Genomic DNA, 14,847 nt, shown 5'->3' on the forward strand with positions numbered 1-14,847 from the left:
CCATGGCAAAACCACTCTCAATCAGCAGTCAGCCTAGTGTTAATGTGGCATGGCGCGACTATTTCGAAATGACTAAGCCCAAGGTGGTAGCCTTAATGCTACTCACGGTCTTAGTTGGCATGTGCTTGGCGATGCCAACGATATTACCCGTACAACCTTTGATCGCAGGACTTTTAGGCATCGCGATGATGGCGGGCTCGGCTGCGGCATTAAATCATCTGATTGATCGACGCATCGATGGCTTAATGGCGCGCACTTACAATCGCCCTCTCCCAAAAGGGCGAATCTCGGCAACGCGGGCGCTAATATTTGCCGCAGCCTTAGGCAGCCTTGGTTTTGTCATTCTGTATGTTTTCACTAACCCGCTCACCGCTTGGCTCACCTTTGCCAGCCTAATAGGTTATGCCTTGATTTATACCGCCTATTTAAAACGAGCCACACCCCAAAACATCGTGATTGGCGGCTTAGCGGGTGCTATGCCGCCGCTGCTTGGTTGGACTGCCGTCACTAATCAATTCCATGGTCATGCGCTATTGCTGGTGATCATCATCTTCCTGTGGACGCCACCGCATTTTTGGGCACTGGCGATTCATAGACGCGCTGAATATGCCAAAGTGGATATTCCCATGCTGCCCGTCACCCATGGGGTAGAGTTTACTAAAACCTGTATTTTGCTCTATACGATTTTGCTGGCGATTGCTTGCCTATTACCCGTCTTGGTGGGGATGAGTGGCCCACTGTATTTCGTCTGCTCTAGTGCGCTCAGTTGTGGCTTTATCTATAAGGCGTGGCAATTAAAGTATCAGGATCACGAAGGACTGGCGATGCAGGTGTTTCGCTTCTCGATTTATCATTTAATGTTGTTATTTATGGCATTACTGCTCGACCACTATCTGTGGGCCTAAGTTGCAGCACAAGATTGCAATCGCAATCGAGAATGTAGAAAGGACAAGGTATGCAAAAAAGAATCCCCAACACGCTGTTAGTGATCGCCATACTCTTGATAGGGCTCGGAGGGCTATTTTCGGTGAAGTTCACCCCGCCTAAACCCGTCGAATTACAAAGTGGTTTTATGTTTCCTGAAGCGTTTGCTCTCGCGCCATTTGAGCTTGTTGATCAACATAAACAGGCTTTTACCAATGCTAATTTAACAGACCAGTGGAGCTTATTTTTTATCGGTTTTACCTACTGCCCCGATATATGCCCAACAACCTTAAACAAGCTTGCCGCCGCTTACCATGAGCTAAAAAAAATTGCGCCAATTCAGGTGGTATTTTTATCTGTCGATCCTAAACGGGACACGCCAGATAAGCTGCTTAGCTATGTGAATTTCTTTAATCCTGAGTTTAAGGCTATCACGGGTAAGCAAACCCAAATCTTCCCACTCACCCGCAGTTTAGGATTCACCTATGCAATGGTCGGTGAAGGTGAAAATTATCAAGTCGACCATAGTGCTGGCTATGTGCTGGTGTCTCCCCAAGGCACGCGGGTGGCGGTTTTTAAACCCACAGCGGCGTTAGGTCAAGCCCCTCAAGTTCTCAACGAAGCCTTGATCAGTGACTTCGCTAAAATCGTTAACAGCTATAAACCGCAGTGACTATACCAACCAAAGTGACTGTCGTTATTAAATTAAACGGCGCACTATTCCTTTATCCAAGTACCATCGTCTTTGGGTCTCACCCAAGGCTGCGAAAACCAGTAAAAACCATTGTGAGTCTTGCTCGGCGCCGTACAGTTGTAACGGGAACGACCCGCGGGCAAAGCTAAGTCAGCTTGAATGCTAAACTCGTTTTCACTTAACCAAGTGGGTGCTTTAGCGCCTTGTCCTTGGATATAACACATTAATTGTTTGGCGGAAATATCGCTCATATCGAGCTTGATCTTAAGTTCTGGACGCCATTGCCCGCCCTTAAGCTCAGGATCACTTGGCGTTTGTGCCAGCACAGGCATGTTTAAACTGTATAACTTGGCCTTAAGGCTTTTTAAATCCGCATATTGTCCGGCAACGGGGAAACGCGGTAGCGCCGTGAGTGGCGAGTATGGGCCCGCTGCACCCGACTGCTGGCCAAAGGCAACAAAGCCGTTTTCGGTCAGCATGTCTTGAACCGCTTGATTGTATTCGCCATAGGGATAGGCCAGCATGTTAAAATTCTGCCCAGTCGCCTCACGAATCGCGTTTTCGGTTGCCAGAATATTGGCCTTAATTCGCGGTAACCATTGTATTTGGGATTCGTTGTCTAAACGGCGGATCAGATGTTCATGGGCCCAACTGTGGTTAGCAATATCGGCCCCTTCCTTGGAGAGCTGAATTAATTCTTCCCAAGTCATCATCTCGGTAAACTTTTGTTTAATCGGCTCAATTGCCACAAATAAGGTGTAGGGAAAACCAAATTCCTTTAGGATAGGATGCGCTGTGGTCGCAATACTGCGATAACCATCGTCGAAGGTAATCGCGACCGTTTTTGCGGGCAAATCTTGTTTGTTTTTGATCGCCTCAACTACCTGCGATAACGACACCACCTTAAAGCCATCGTCCGCCAGAAACTGCATTTGCTCACGAAATTGCGCTGGCGTTACGCTCGTTGCCGCCGGAGTGGTTTGTGACACATGGTGGTACTGTAAAATGACCACGGCATTGGCCGAAAAAGTCATCAGCCCGATGAGTGCCAATAACGCACGTTTAACCATAATGTGAACACCTCTAATATCAATGACTACTGCAAAATCCACTGCACTCGCGCTGCTATTTAATGGCACCAAGAATCGCCAACTGTTCGCGCTTGCCCTGCCGATGATCCTCTCCAATATCACGGTTCCGCTATTGGGATTGGTAGATACGGCTGTCATCGGCCATTTGAGTGACGCCTATTATTTAGGGGGCGTCGCACTCGGGTCAACGATTATCACATTAATCATTTGGTTATTAGGCTTTTTACGTATGGCGACCACCGGCTTAGTCGCACAGGCCTATGGTGCAAATGATATTAACGCCCAATTAAAACTGTTGGTTCAAGGCGCCATGCTGGCGACAGGACTTGGCATCGCGATGATCCTGCTACAAGTCCCGCTTCTCAGTTTAGCGCTCAGCTTCTCCGAGGCGAGTGTAGAAGTTGAGCGTTATTGCCGAGAATATTTTCAAATTCGGATCTGGTCTACACCCTTCGCCCTGCTCAATTTAGTCATGCTGGGCTGGCTCCTTGGCCGGCAACAACCCAAGGCGGCGATGTGGCAGTTGATCTTCGCCAATGTGGCTAACATTATCCTCGATGTGCTGTTTGTATTAGGATTCGGCTGGGGTGTAAAAGGCGCAGCACTCGCCTCAGTATTTGCCGATATCACCGCCTTTAGCGTTGCGCTCTACATGGTATTACAGCAAGTTAAGTTAATACCAAACTACCCATTTGCCGAAATCCGCGCCCATATCCGCTTTACTGGTTTTGGCCAGTTGCTTCGGCTCAATAGTGATATTTTTATCCGCAGCCTATGCCTGCAAACTGCCTTCGCCTTTATGACCTTTCACGGCGCAGGCCTTGGTGACAATACCGTCGCAGCCAATGCGGTGTTATTGAATTTACTGCTATTAATCTCCTATGCCCTCGACGGCATCGCCTATTATGCCGAGGCAGAAGTGGGCAAAGCCTATGGTCAAAAGCGCGCGCAGCAATTGCATGAAGCCGTGGTGCTGGCCTGGTGTTGGTCTGCCATCACGGCTCTTGGGTTTACCCTGATATTTAGCCTTTGGGGAAGCCATATTATCGAACTGTTGACCAGTATTGATGAGGTCAGAACCACAGCACAGATTTATCTAATTTGGTTGGTATTGCTACCGCTTTGGTCTTTTAGCTCTTACCTATTCGATGGCGTTTATATCGGTGCGGCGCAGGGCAAAGTGATGCGTAACAGCATGATAATTGCAACATTTGGCGCCTTCTTTCCGACATGGTATTTACTACAATCGCTATTGCCTTCTGAGCAGGCTAACCATGCCCTCTGGGCGGCCATGACGGCCTTTATGTTAATGCGTAGCCTGACCCTTGCTGCACATTATCGCTTTAGTAAGACATTTATTGTTAGTTAACTCAGTAAAGACAGTAGCTTACTGAGGTTTGACCGATTAATATATGCACAACTTTTGTAATATAAATGTGATATAAAATGAAAAGGATTTTACCTCTACTGCTCCTGTGGCTGAGCCAGCCACTGTTTGCCGAACCAGTCCCCCAACTCCCTGTGGAAGCTTTTGCCAGCATTCCCGATGTGAGCTCAGTGCAATTATCACCCGATGGTAAAAAAATTGCCTCAATTGTTCGTGTCGAACAACCCAAACTCAAGGGAACCGTTGTCAGCATTCTCGACTTAGAAACGGGAACAAAAGACGTAGCAATTCATACCGATAACCAAAAATTTGTAATGCTGTCGCTCACGTGGGCAAATGACACGACATTGCTCATAAAAGCTGAGTTTCCAGCAAATCGTGATGGAACACCAACAACCGAAACTCGTCTAGTTAAGTACGATTTAACCACTAGAAAAACCTCGAGTGTACTCGCTCCTAGTGTTATCGAGCGACTTAGTTGGATCCCTCAACATCAGGGGCAAATTATCGATTTGATGCCTGATGACTCGGAACATATTCTGCTATCCCTTGATGGTATGGGCCAAAAAGCGGGGGAAGACAGCGTACTCAAAATCAATCTGTCACAGGGAAAGTCCTCCTATATTCAAAATGCTAAGCGTAATATCATCGGCTGGATTACCGACAGACAACATAAAGTCCGTATTTCCATCTATAACGATGATACTGAATACCGCATCTACGAACAGCCCGAGCAAAAATCCGAGTCTCGCTTGCTTTGGAGCTTTAAAGCCTTCTCCGAAGACAGCATCTGGCCACTGGGGTTTGATGCCGACCCCAATATTTTGTACGTACGCGCCTATCACAAGGGCTATGAAGCTATCTTTAAGGTGAACTTAACCGACCCAAAACTCACCAAGGAGCTGGTTTACGCCAACGAAGATACCGATGTTGAAGGCGATCTGATCTATTCACAACTCAAGAAAAAAGTCATTGGGATCAGTGAGGGCGATGGCGAGGAGTACACCTTCTGGGATCCTGAATATGCGGGTCTACAAAATGGGCTTAAAGCGGTATTACCCAATGCCCACAACTACATCACCCAATTTAGCGCCAATGAACGCCGCTATATCGTCTACTCCACCAGCTCGACTCAGCCAGGCACCTATTACTTTGGCGATAGGGATGAAAAGGTGCTATTTCCGATAGCCGAGAGATATAGCCAGCTCAGCACTGAACAACTCGCAGACACGCAATACTTAAGCTACGAAGCGCGGGATAAACTCAAAATTGATGCTTACCTTACTGTGCCTAAGGGCTTTAAGGCGAAACACCTACCGACCATTATCTTCCCGCACGGCGGCCCCATTAGTTACGACAGTAATGACTTCGATTACTGGGCACAGTTTTTTGCCAACCGCGGCTACGCAGTATTCCGGATGAACTTTAGGGGCTCTGCCGGCTACGGCTATGAGTTTATGAAAGCGGGACTCAAAAGCTGGGGACTCGAAATGCAAAACGATGTGGAAGACGGTACTCGCTATCTAATTAATCAAGGAATTAGCGATCCACAGCGTATCTGTATTGTTGGTGCGAGTTATGGTGGTTATGCCGCTCTAATGGGCGCTGCCATGACACCCGATCTGTATCGCTGCGCAGTGAGTGTCGCAGGGGTGACGGACGTAGCTAACTTGGTTAGATCCAGTCGCCGTTTTACCAATTATGAAGTCGTCAAAGAACAAATTGGCGATGACTTTAACGTCCTCTATGAACGTTCGCCCATCAGCAAAGCCGATAAAATCACTATCCCAGTATTACTACTGCATGGTGACAAGGACAGAGTGGTCAAGGTACAACACAGCCGCGAAATGTTTGACGAGCTAAAATCACGTAAGAAAAACGTCGAATATATTGAGCTTGAAAATGGTGGCCATTATTTGAGTAACAATGACCACAGGTTAACGACTTTCAAGGCGCTGGATAAGTTTTTAGCAGATAACCTAAAAACTCAGTTGTAGCATTAAAACCCATAAAAAACGCGACTCAAGGTCGCGTTTTTTATTTAGCTCAACTCAAAAGATTAAGCGTAAGAGTGCTCACCGTGTTGGTGATCGGTTACGTCACGCACACCGGTTAATTCACCAGGGAACATATCTAACAATTGTTTTTCGATACCATCCTTTAAGGTGATATCCACTTGTGAACAACCGTTACAACCACCGCCAAACTGCAATACCGCAACGCCTTCGCCGGTGATTTCGACCAACATAATGTTGCCGCCATGGCTTGCTAGTTGTGGGTTGATTTCAGATTGAATCACGTATTCGATACGCTCCACTAACGGCGCATCACCCGCAACTTTACGCATTTTCGCGTTAGGCGCTTTAAGGGTTAATTGCGAACCTAATTGATCGGTAACAAAGTCGATTGAAGCTTCTTCTAAGAAAGGCGCACTCTTCTCGTCGACCATGGCACTAAAGCCATTAAATGCTAATTCAATATCATCACTTTCAACGGCATCTGGTGGGCAGTAAGACACGCCACACTCAGCTTGTGCGGTACCTGGGCTTATCACAAATACACGAATATGAGTGCCTTCAGGTTGATCTGCTAACAACTTTACAAAATGGGCTTGAGCCGCATCGGAAATCGTAATCATGGAAACCAGCTCCGTCAGGGGATACCTGAGTGTTTTAGTAAGAATTAGCCGTATGATACTCCTAGTCACTCGCGCTTTGTAGTCCCCTTGGGCGCAAGTTTATGGATTTTTGCCATAGTGATCACGATTCAAGCCTTATTAAGCAATTTATAAATAACACTTAAACATCAGCATTATGCATGAGTAAACAAGCATTAATAAAAAGAAAAGCGACTCAATTGAGTCGCTAAAAAGATCCTATAAAAGACAAATTATTTTGCGGCTTCTTGTCCTGCGATACGGCCATAAACAATGATATCTGTATACGCATTGCCACCGAGGCGATTGGTTCCATGGGTTAAACCAGTCACTTCACCCGCAGCAAACAAGCCCGGAATCACCTTTCCTTGTTCATCCAGTACACGAGTACGTGTATCCACCACAAGGCCGCCCATCGTATGGTGCACAGAAGGTGTCGCTTTTAAAATCCAATAAGGTCCTTTACTTAAATCGACTAATCCTGAGCGATGATTAAAGGCCTCATCCTTTCCTGTAGCTGCATAGTGATTAACGTCTTTAATCGTTGATAACAGCTTATCTTCAGGAATATTAAAGACTTTAGCGGCTTCTTCTAGGGTGTCGACCTTATACATTAGTCCGTCTTTGGTGAATTCCTTCAGTTCGCCTTGATGCATTTCAACTGTATGAGCAACGTTTTCAATGTCTTGATTCCAGAGCACATAAGTATAGCGACCAGGCTGGGCTAGAATGGCATGTGAAATCACATCTCGGCGTTCCAATTCCTCAACAAAACGCTCACCCTTCTGGTTAATTAACACTGCACCAAAAAAGCGAGAGTCTGCAATTAAGGCAATCGCGCCCGAGGTTGGGCTACAAATAGGATATGACTGGATATATCCCATATTTTTAGCCGCTGCGTGAATTTTCTCTGCCATCACAATACCATCACCGGTGCCGCCCGCATGGCCTGTACTACCGTAGCGCTCGTCTAGCTCTGGATTGTATTTCTTGCGCATCTCCATATTAGAGGAGAAACCACCCGTCGCAATCACAACACCGCGTTTAGCATGGTAAGTGATGGTTTTGCCATTATGTGCCGCTTCTACACCCACAATGCGACCCGTTTGATCTTGGATTAACTTTTCAGCCTTAGTATTGGTATGGATCGGTAAACCGACTTCATCAGCTTTAATCGAAAACTTACTAATGACCTCAGCCCCAGTATGACCTTTAGGGATTAATGCCCGTTTAACGCTGTGCCCACCAAACTGAAATAATTGATCTGGGTAGAATTCTACTTTGACGTAATCCCTTAGCCATTCTGCTGCACCGACGGCATTATCGACCATGGTTTTAACCATTTCAGGATCACCTTTGAAATCGCCACCTTTTAGCGTGTCGCTGATAAACAGCTCTTTGCTATCGGTAATTCCCATATTTTTTTGCACCCAACTACCGGCCACATTCATCTCAGCGCCAGAGATCAATGAGTTACCACCAATAATTGGCATCTTTTCAATAATAACGGCAGAGCGACCTGCGGCTATCGCCTCTAAACCCGCGCTAAAACCTGCTCCACCCGAGCCAATAATCACCACATCATAGGTATATTCTGCTGGGGTTAACGCCTCACTTTTCTTAGCAGAAGCCGTTGCAACAAGAGTAACTCCCGCGGCTTCAATACTTTTACCCACGGCTTCTTTAAGCGCTTTAGACGTTACGGTGGCGCCAGCAATACCGTCAACCTCGATAGAGTTATTATCAATAATTGCCTGTTTAACATCTTTAAATACGGCACCAGCAAGGACTTTATTTTCCTTTTGCTTGAGTACATCAATCGCAACAATATGTCCGTCTTTAAATGTAGTTTCAACCTGCACTTCGCCATGCTTGCCTTGAGCGGTTCCCTGGCTTTTTACTATTTGATGGGTAACTTGACAGCCTGCAATAATTGCTGTTGCCGTAACAGCAATACCAATAATGGATTTTTTATAATGCATTACAATTCCCTTATTATTTTTTATGAAAAATAGAACAGCACCAAATTAAATGAGGTTCTACTTATTCAAAATTCAACCTATTTGATAAAACGTTAAAACTGGTAACCAACAGATATACCGTATTCAATCCCATCATTATATTGCGAGCCCCAGCTATCATAATGAGTGATATATAATTTTGAAAAAATTGAATCAGTGAAGCCTGTTTGTAACGTTGTGATGATCTGATGACCATAGCTGTCATATGAAAATAATGCTTGATGCGCTTCATCCCGATCAATTTGTGCTTCATAATTCAAACTTAAACTATGTTTAAACCCTAGCAACTCAAATGGATACTTTGCATTTAAAACCACTGCATAACCTGAAAGATCATTAAACTTCTCTGATGTGGGGGAAAAGCTACCAATGGTATAATTTAAACCAACACCATAGTTTAGTGATAGATTTTGAATTTTTGCATTATGGGTAACACCTAAATAAAGATTATCTTCAACTAGCGTTTCACTCGCAGAGATAAAGTTCTGGGTCCAGAAGTTGAACTGCGATTCTCCGAGCTTATTTTCAAGTATCAATAATGACTTAATGGTAGTTTTGCCATCAAGATGTTTCTGGTTTTCCGCGATTTCAGCAGGGTTTTCGAGCTTAAGATTAGCAAAGTAAGTACCCCAATCAGCAATTCCCAAATGATTCAACTTTACAAAAGGTTGATTAAAAACACCTGGGTTATCATTTTTTGTGTCACTGGTATAAAACTTATAACCTAAATCCACGCTCGTTTTATTCACATCAGCATATACTGAACCACTAAAAACAATTGCACTGACTAAAATAGATGCTACACTTTTTTTACACATAGAGTCCCTCTCAACCATGTATTCTAGGAAGTATTTTAAAATACTCATAGACCAGTAAACGTTATATAATAAAGTTACTACGAATATCATGATGACTATGTGATCTAAGCCCAACGGCGCTTTTGCATTTTAAAAGTGTGTGGTTTAATGCAGTAAATTTACAGCTCCAATTATTTAACTGTTAGATATTTCCAACCTAGCGGTAAATAAATTATTTTCAGATGAGCTAGTAAAAAACCAACCCAATTGGTTTGCGAGACGTTTCACCAGTAAAAGCCCTAAACCAAATCCATGGCGGCCCTTACTATTGTAGGAATTGGTTATTTCTATACAACAAGCATCTTGAGTAATGCGAATATCCCGCCCTCCATGCTCAATACTATTCCTTAATAAATTGCTTAATATTATTTTTAGCGGATGAAGCTGAATGGGCAAACAAGTATCGTCAGAAAATAATTGAATTTTTTGCTCATGACCATGTACCCGTTGCTGCTCCTCGATAATACAGGCAAGTAGAGGCGATAACGCGACATTTTCCTTTTCTAAGCTGGAACACTCTTTATTAGTCAACCACAGTAAGGTTTCAATGAGTGACTTCATTTGATTGGTCGCTTGGGAAGCATACAGCGTTGCCCCCGTAAGCTCACCTTGTTGTAATGCGAGGATTTCGAATGAAGATTGGCATATAGCAACTGGCGTTCTTAACTCATGGCTAGCAAAGCGTAAAAAATTAAGTTCGCGTTGCTGAGCCTCTTGAAGCTGTAAAATCGAGTAATCTAAAGCATCAACAATGGCTTTAAGTTCTGCATACTGTTGTTGCGGCAAACTCAGTTGTCCTCCTGCCTCCCAATCATGCTGTTTAATCGCTTGGCTAATTTGATGCACAGGCGTAATCACTTTGCTTTGCATATAAAACGCTAAGCTTGCACTGGCACAAAAGGTTATCAAGACAAGCAGCAAAATGGCCGTCATATTTTTAGGGGCAAAGTGCAAATCATGGGTAACACTAAACTGCAGCCAAACGTAGAGCGGCTGGCCAGCTTGGGTGTAGTACACACTCAGCGCGTTAACAATGGGACCTTCTGCATGCTCATAGCGAATTTTGCTCGCATCCGTTAAGACTTCATTGTTACTTAACTCACGAATGTGCGGCGGAATATCTAGCCAATGAGGATAGACTGTTAAGTTGTCAGTTTTTAGAATCGGCTGCTGTAATGGTTGCTGAGTTGGCTGTGCCACCTTAAGTAATGCTTCGGCCGCTTGCCCTGCATTATGCATTGTGACTTCATGCATAGAAATCATACCTGCACACATCATGCAAAGCGGGATAAAACTATTCACACCTAAGGTTATTAAAAGAAAAAAAACTCCCCACACTTGATAGCTACGCTTGAGGCTAAATTTAGGCGCTTGCATTGATTTCATCCCTAAGGCTTAAGCCAACGCCACGAATTGTATGTAATATTTGCCGCTCAAAGGGGCGATCGATCACTCGGCGCAAAAGATGAATATGACTGCGCAAGCTGTCACTATCAGGTGCGCTGTCGGGCCAAAGCATTCGCTCAATCTCTTCTCTACTCACAGTTTCTGGACTACGACGCGCTAATAAAGCCATGATCTGCCATCCGGTTTTAGACAAAGCCAGTAGTTGCCCTTGCCGATACACCATGTGGTTTGCAAAATCGATTTCTAGGTCACCAATAGTCAACCTTTGGGGCGCAGGACGACGCTGGGCAACCACCTTCAGCCGCGCGACCAGCTCCTCCATCGCAAAGGGTTTTATTAAATAATCATCAGCGCCAACAGCAAAACCAGCCAAGCGCTCATTCAAACTGCTACGGGCGGTTAGCATGATGATAGGTGAACTAAAACATTGCGCTTTCCAGCGTTCACACGCCTCAATGCCATCACCATCCGGTAAATTAAGATCAAGGATGATGGCGTCAAATTGCTGCTGGCTGATCAACATTTCTGCTTGCGCTAGGTTGAACGCGTAATCGCACTCTATGCCACTCAATTCAAGATATTGAATGATGTTGTTAGAGAGAAGCCGATTGTCTTCAACCAGTAATACCAACATATTTAGATCAACTCATATTGATGGGCGAGATGAATTAAGTTTGCTCGATTCGTCGCCCCAAACTTCCTACGCATTGATTCCATATGGTATTCAACTCCCCTAATACTTATCGGGAGCTGGGTTGAAATTTCGTCATTCTGCAGGCCGTTTGCGACCATAACTAAGATATCTCTCGCATTATCTTTAAGTAGAGAGCTTTGAAGAAACGGATTAAACAATGACTTATTCCATTCAAATAGCTTGTTTTGGGCATCCTTTAAGGTCGCACTCAAACCCGTTAATTGGATGTCTGAATCACTCAGATGACTCAGCAGAATAAAGCGACCTGCCCAATGTCGATTGCTATGGCATGCAACGGGCCAACTTAATACAGTTTGAATATGGTGCTTATTAAAAAGTCGGCGAGCCTTATCACTTTTCTCACACGACAAGCGATACATATAAGATTTTGACGTATCTAACGAAAAACCAAAATTAAAATCATAAGCGGCAATCTGACTTAAATAAAAACGCTGCAATTGGGCAACTTTAGGGGATGACGCTACGCTGGCAGTGGGTTTACGCAACGAGGCTTGCGAGAACAGATTGGTTTCTTTTGGAAAGTGATAGTTTTCATACGCACAATGTGCGATCCCTTGAAACCAGAATCCACTAAAACCGTGCGGTTTCAAAGCAGCACTTATCGCCTGAATAACGTCTTGTAATGTCGATGCCGTATTGGCATTTGATAGCGCCAGTTTAGCGTCCATAAATACCCCCAAACAAAATATGATTAGAAGGTATCTCAATACAAGCAACAAACAAAATCTATAGATACATATACTTACATTTGATCGCAAAATTAAAAGTTATTTTTTATATCCCGTATTTTTGACATAGTTTTGACGTTCGTAACGCTAAACTGCAACGATCTTTGTTAACTATAAGTCCGTTATCTCCAACAAGCCTGGCGCTTCGGCTCGTGCAAGGCACCATATTTGAACATGCACGTATCGCGCTTCAAATAAACGGGCGATTTCCGCAACCGTCGTGCCTGTAGTCACCACATCATCCACCAGCGCGATACGTTGATAGGCAAAATCAACATTTAATTCAAAAGCATCCTGTAGATTTCGCCGCCGCTGAACGCCGTTTAATCCAGCCTGTGGACGCGTATCCTGCCGCCGGGTTAATCCTTGGTCAACTAAGGGCAACTGTAAGCGTTGCGATAACTCATGGGCAATCAGCCATGCTTGATTAAATCCCCGTTGCCGAAGCCGATTGGCATGAAGCGGTACCGGTACTATGGCCTGCGGCAGCGTGATCAACCCTTGCTGCTCAAGTAAGGAAAGCCTCTCAACTAAGGCGTGGCATAAAATGGGCAGCGCGGCGAATTGGCCTTGATATTTGATCGCCGCGATCCATGGGCCAAATCCTTGATGGTAGCTACAGGGCGCAATGACTTTTCGCGGCTGATGCTTTTGGCATTCACCGCAATACTCGAGTTCAAGCTGCATGGATTTGCCACAACCTAAACAGATTGGGCTATGGTAAAGCCCTGAGTGTAAGCACACATGGCAAAATCCAGCTTCCGTTGAATTTAGGGATTGGTGGCACAGTAAGCAGCGGTTAGGTAAACTGCCCGCCAAGCAACGATGACCCCAATGCGAGACTAAGCGTAATAGCTTCGCCCCCTGTTGCGACCAAATCCATTTGCTATCGCTCGACATACAACATCCTATTTGAGGTATTTTAGTGAACGCTACAACGTCTGCTCATCATCCACTGCATATCGAAACTATTGGCCAAGGGCCAGATTTGGTGGTGATCCACGGTTGGGGAGTTAATAGCGCCGTGTTTACGCCACTGCATGAGCAACTGTCTGAGTATAGAGTGCACTATGTCGATCTGCCGGGCTTTGGCTTAAGTCAGCCAATCGCAGGCAATTTATCCACTTGGATCGATGCGTTAATCAATAACTTACCCACCAATGCGATTTGGGCTGGCTGGTCGCTGGGTGGGTTAGTCGCAACCCAAGCCGCCATCGACTATCCATCGCATATCAAGGGATTAATTACTATCGCCTCTTCCCCCTGTTTTATGGCAAGGGAAGAAGAAGCATGGCCCGGTATTCCACCACAGGTGCTCAGTATGTTTGGCGAGCAACTTGGGCAAAACTTACCTAAAACCATTGAGCGTTTCTTAGCGATTCAAGCCATGGGCAGTGAAACCGCCAAAGAAGATATCAAGCAGCTGCGGGATTTAGTCTTGGCTCGCCCACTTCCCGATGCTGCGGCATTAACTCAAGGCCTTGATATGCTGAATCAAATTGATCTCAGAATGCAGCTATCGAGCATCAGCCAACCTTGGCTACGGATTTGGGGCAGGCTTGATGGACTCGTGCCCAAACGCGTGCAACCTCAAATGCCAACGGCAAGCCACATCACCGATGTGATGCTCGCCAAAGCATCCCACGCGCCATTTGTGTCCCATAGGCAAGAATTCTTACAAGCACTCTTACCTTGGTTGACACAATTCAAGGACTAATGCTTTATCTTTGTGCAATTAGTGGCTAGTATTTAACCATTAAGGCTACAAGGAATTCTCCATGCTGCTTGTCAGTAATTACCCCCAAGTTCCGCTAGCGACCACCAATGTCGCGACGGACTCGGCTCGGGTCGACAATCAGCTAAAACCTGTGATTATTCCACCTCAAGCCAGTACAAAGGGTCACGAAGAACGCGCCTTTAATCCGCAAAATGAACGCACAGCCGACCAAGCACAGCAACAGGCTCGCTTACTTGAGCACAGTCAGCAGCAAGTTCAACAAAAACAGCAGCAACAGCAATCCTCGCAGCAACAGAGCCAGCAGCAACAGGAAAAACATGCCCCAGCGGTTGCAGCAGAGCGCGCGCTACCGAAAAACCTTAAAGTACCAGTACGAGGTCCTGTCGCCTTACAGCGTAAGGATATTCGCTTAAAGGTCAGTCAAAACACTCCTCGCCCAGCCAATACCAATGCAAAAACCACCACGGCTCGCCAACCTATTCAAGGCGAGTCTCCTCAGTTTTATCAACAAGTTGGGCAACGTATTGGTCAATATTATACGCAGCAGACTCAGCCAGAGGCTGAGCCTGCAGTGTCGGCTTGGACTTAATGGGCTTTAGATTTTAGAGATAAAAATGCCGCTAACTTAG

At 45.3% G+C, this 14,847-nt stretch carries 14 protein-coding genes; 6 read left to right on the top strand and 8 right to left on the bottom strand.

Going from position 1 to position 14,847, the window contains the following annotated elements:
- Nucleotides 1–2: 2 nt before the first annotated feature.
- Entirely contained in the window at nt 3–905 is a 903-nt protein-coding gene (gene cyoE / locus SO_RS21435; protein ID WP_011074210.1) for a heme o synthase, read from the top strand.
- A 50-nt stretch (nt 906–955) separates the two neighbouring features.
- Nucleotides 956–1,597 (top strand): SCO family protein, encoded by a 642-nt coding sequence (locus tag SO_RS21440; protein ID WP_011074211.1) that lies wholly within the window; start codon nt 956–958, stop codon nt 1,595–1,597.
- Between the two features lie 44 nt (nt 1,598–1,641).
- On the opposite strand, the gene SO_RS21445 is transcribed toward SO_RS21440, so the two are convergent.
- Nucleotides 1,642–2,688, bottom strand: coding sequence for a polysaccharide deacetylase family protein (locus SO_RS21445; protein ID WP_011074212.1), 1,047 nt, complete (start codon nt 2,686–2,688; stop codon nt 1,642–1,644).
- Nucleotides 2,689–2,710: 22 nt separating this feature from the next.
- Between SO_RS21445 and SO_RS21450 the strand changes: the two genes are divergently transcribed.
- Both SO_RS21450 and SO_RS21455 read left to right on the top strand, forming a co-directional pair.
- A complete protein-coding gene (locus tag SO_RS21450) occupies nt 2,711–4,078 on the top strand; it encodes an MATE family efflux transporter (protein WP_011074213.1) in 1,368 nt (455 codons plus the stop codon).
- A gap of 77 nt (nt 4,079–4,155) precedes the next feature.
- On the top strand, nt 4,156–6,093 hold the full coding sequence (locus SO_RS21455; protein ID WP_011074214.1) for an alpha/beta hydrolase family protein: 1,938 nt from the start codon (nt 4,156–4,158) through the stop codon (nt 6,091–6,093).
- A gap of 62 nt (nt 6,094–6,155) precedes the next feature.
- Here the strand turns inward: SO_RS21455 and nfuA are convergent, their stop codons facing one another.
- From nfuA to SO_RS21490, 7 genes are all read right to left on the bottom strand, one after another.
- Nucleotides 6,156–6,734 carry a Fe-S biogenesis protein NfuA gene (gene nfuA / locus SO_RS21460; RefSeq protein WP_011074215.1) on the bottom strand — a complete coding sequence of 193 codons (579 nt, stop codon included), beginning with the start codon at nt 6,732–6,734 and terminating at the stop codon, nt 6,156–6,158.
- A gap of 251 nt (nt 6,735–6,985) precedes the next feature.
- Nucleotides 6,986–8,734: a urocanate reductase gene (gene urdA / locus SO_RS21465; RefSeq protein WP_011074216.1), complete on the bottom strand. Its 1,749-nt coding sequence runs from the start codon at nt 8,732–8,734 to the stop codon at nt 6,986–6,988.
- Between the two features lie 92 nt (nt 8,735–8,826).
- Nucleotides 8,827–9,591: a nucleoside-specific channel-forming Tsx family protein gene (locus SO_RS21470; RefSeq protein WP_011074217.1), complete on the bottom strand. Its 765-nt coding sequence runs from the start codon at nt 9,589–9,591 to the stop codon at nt 8,827–8,829.
- A 174-nt stretch (nt 9,592–9,765) separates the two neighbouring features.
- On the bottom strand, nt 9,766–11,007 hold the full coding sequence (locus tag SO_RS21475; protein ID WP_011074218.1) for a sensor histidine kinase: 1,242 nt from the start codon (nt 11,005–11,007) through the stop codon (nt 9,766–9,768).
- Entirely contained in the window at nt 10,994–11,671 is a 678-nt protein-coding gene (locus tag SO_RS21480) for a response regulator transcription factor (RefSeq protein ID WP_011074219.1), read from the bottom strand. The genes SO_RS21475 and SO_RS21480 overlap by 14 nt, the downstream gene beginning before the upstream one ends.
- Before the next feature lie 2 nt (nt 11,672–11,673).
- A complete protein-coding gene (locus SO_RS21485) occupies nt 11,674–12,420 on the bottom strand; it encodes a response regulator transcription factor (protein ID WP_011074220.1) in 747 nt (248 codons plus the stop codon).
- Between the two features lie 171 nt (nt 12,421–12,591).
- Nucleotides 12,592–13,380, bottom strand: a complete 789-nt coding sequence (locus tag SO_RS21490; protein WP_164925802.1) for a ComF family protein — start codon at nt 13,378–13,380, stop codon at nt 12,592–12,594.
- Nucleotides 13,381–13,405: 25 nt separating this feature from the next.
- Here SO_RS21490 and bioH point away from each other — a divergent pair, with 25 nt between their 5' ends.
- Entirely contained in the window at nt 13,406–14,197 is a 792-nt protein-coding gene (gene bioH / locus SO_RS21495) for a pimeloyl-ACP methyl ester esterase BioH (protein WP_011074222.1), read from the top strand.
- Nucleotides 14,198–14,258: 61 nt separating this feature from the next.
- Nucleotides 14,259–14,807, top strand: a complete 549-nt coding sequence (locus tag SO_RS21500) for a hypothetical protein (RefSeq protein ID WP_011074223.1) — start codon at nt 14,259–14,261, stop codon at nt 14,805–14,807.
- Nucleotides 14,808–14,847 lie beyond the last annotated feature (40 nt).

Origin of the sequence: Shewanella oneidensis MR-1, from assembly GCF_000146165.2 — a bacterium.
Lineage (GTDB): Bacteria > Pseudomonadota > Gammaproteobacteria > Enterobacterales > Shewanellaceae > Shewanella > Shewanella oneidensis.